The 2034-nt window shown below is 52.2% G+C and carries 1 protein-coding gene and 1 pseudogene; one reads left to right on the top strand and one right to left on the bottom strand.

What is annotated here, in order from left to right; translation table 11 throughout:
* Positions 1-1194: 1194 nt before the first annotated feature.
* Positions 1195-1833: pseudogene (locus ACMV5H_RS25420) on the top strand (reverse transcriptase N-terminal domain-containing protein); the annotation flags it as partial.
* A gap of 37 nt (positions 1834-1870) precedes the next feature.
* On the opposite strand, the gene ACMV5H_RS25415 reads toward ACMV5H_RS25420, so the two are convergent.
* Positions 1871-2034, bottom strand: a 164-nt coding sequence (locus ACMV5H_RS25415; protein WP_414822789.1) for an integrase core domain-containing protein, incomplete at its 5' end; no start/stop codon positions are given.

Genomic DNA, 2034 nt, shown 5'->3' with positions numbered 1-2034 from the left:
TTAAAAACACAGCAAAACCGGCATTTTTACGTATAACCCTTCGCGGTCCCGCCCTCTCTGGGAATGTGTCACGCTACGACTCATGGTTAGTGCGCTCAAAAAAATGCAATTGAGCTTCCTAACCATCGAGAAGGTGCAGATTCGCCTGGCGTGGCTATCCCGAATAAGCAGGTAAGTTTGTTTAAGGTTGCGATGGATACGGAAGCCAAATCTCGAGGTTCAGGCATTCCAAAAGAAGCAAACAACAGGTGAAATGGCGGCCCCCTTGCGGGGGCCTCAGCCGCTTTTCGGCAGGTCAGGTCGCATTTACCGTCATGGACGAACCTGTTTCCAGGATTGCGGGATGCGATTTCGTTTCCAAAATCCCTGTAATCATCCTTGTAATTATTCTATACGTATTACCGATTCTATTCAACTATTGGTTGAATAGAATCGGATGAAACCGCCTAGGTACGCTCCTTTGCCGTTAGCCCTCAAACCCTAGCCGAAGGCCCGAACCCCGCGCTTTTGCGGGGTTCGGCGGAGCTTGCCCGGCAACGAGCCGGGTTAGCGTAGTCGAGTTGACGACCCTGCGCAGCTGGGGAGCCAAAGGGGGCCGTGCGACAGGAAGTCTTTTAACATATTGTTTTAATTTGATAAAACCAGCTATTCCATTAGCTGTAGCCTACCGGAACAGGCATTGCTGGTAACGGCGAGGTCTGAAGCTTCCGGGACAACGAGATTGGGCGTCAGCCCGGGGACAGTCCCGTGAGGGACTCTCCCTTGCTGCAAGCATCATGCGGCTGGATTGCAAGGCTGGTCAGAAGGGTTAACACATGTGAACTGTTGATAAACACCGTTATCGGCAACAGGCCAAAGATGCTGGAAGGCCTGAACCAAAATGGTACGAGATCTGGTTGCTCCACTGGTCCCCCCGGAGCACGTGGACATTGAGATCTCCGGTGAATAGACAGAACCCGCCCTGACCTTTTGTATGTTAAACGGAACCTGGTAAACCCGTATCGCTGCCTGATGGCAGGTGAACCGTGAGGAACACTATTGGCGATGAGGGCAGAGGAGGACGGAAAAAGCGAATGCCTGATGGTAATCATCAGGATACGGAGCGGTACATGCTTCGACACGAAAGTGGGCAGACTTCCGTCTGGTCTTTAACTGCATGAAATACTGTAAAAATTTCAACAGGATATCAGCGAGATGAATACACACTACAGTGTGTCCACGATACCCCGCCCGGCAGGCTGGCACGCCATTGACTGGCGAGCCTGCCATGCCCGGGTGCGAAAGCTACAGCTACGGATTGCAGAGGCAACCCGGCAGCAACAATGGCGACGAGTCAGAGAACTTCAGCGCATTCTCACACGCTCGTTCTCTGGCAAAGCCATAGCTGTCAGACGTGTTACTGAAAACACCGGGAGAAGGACGCCCGGGGTGGATGGCAAAACATGGAGCACCCCGGATGAAAAATGGAAAGGGATGTGCAACCTGAGTCCGCGAAGCTAAAGACCACAGCCGCTCAGGCGCATATATATCCCAAAATCGGATGGCAAAAAGCGTCCGCTGGGGATCCCGACAATAAGGGACAGAGCAATGCAGGCGCTGTGGTTACTAGCACTGGAGCCGATGGCAGAAACTACTGCTGACAATAACAGCTATGGTTTCAGGCCCATGCGTAGTACTCATGATGCCATCGAGTCCATATTTCACCGGATGAGCCAGAAAGTATCCCCAAGATGGGTACTGGAAGGCGATATCAAAGGATGTTTTGACAACATCAGCCATGACTGGCTGCTGTCCAATATACCAATGGACAAGCGGATCCTCAGGAAATGGTTGTGATCTTGACCCACCATCTCCAGACAGCTTTTGTATCTTAAGTTAACGATGCCCGCAGGCGCCGGTATTCCCTTGGGGAGTGATATCCCAGCGCACTATGCGGATGGTTTTCATTGTAATGGTTGAACGCCGCCGCCAGGTTCTGCAGCGCCGTTCGCGCATTCGGTTTTGGCATGAACGCTATGTAGTCTTCCTTCATCG

Origin of the sequence: Serratia sp. N21D137, from assembly GCF_047530005.1 — a bacterium.
Lineage (GTDB): Bacteria > Pseudomonadota > Gammaproteobacteria > Enterobacterales > Enterobacteriaceae > Chania > Chania fonticola_B.
This window is presented reverse-complemented; position numbering and strand designations above follow the sequence as displayed.